1 rRNA gene is annotated in these 257 nt (G+C 56.0%); it reads right to left on the bottom strand.

Annotated features, from left to right (window positions below):
* A 23S ribosomal RNA gene (locus tag M3189_RS26680) occupies positions 1 to 257 on the bottom strand; the annotation flags it as partial.

Genomic DNA, 257 nt, shown 5'->3' with positions numbered 1-257 from the left:
GTTGAGACAGTGCCCAGATCGTTACGCCTTTCGTGCGGGTCGGAACTTACCCGACAAGGAATTTCGCTACCTTAGGACCGTTATAGTTACGGCCGCCGTTTACTGGGGCTTCGATTCAGAGCTTCGCGTGAGCTAACCCCTCCTCTTAACCTTCCAGCACCGGGCAGGCGTCAGCCCCTATACTTCGCCTTGCGGCTTCGCAGAGACCTGTGTTTTTGCTAAACAGTCGCCTGGGCCTATTCACTGCGGCTCTTCGA

Origin of the sequence: Neobacillus niacini (genome assembly GCF_023715415.1) — a bacterium.
Taxonomy (GTDB): Bacteria; Bacillota; Bacilli; order Bacillales; family Cytobacillaceae; genus Neobacillus; species Neobacillus niacini_C.
The sequence above is the reverse complement of the archived record's forward strand: the minus strand, read 5'-3'. Positions and strand labels throughout refer to the sequence as shown.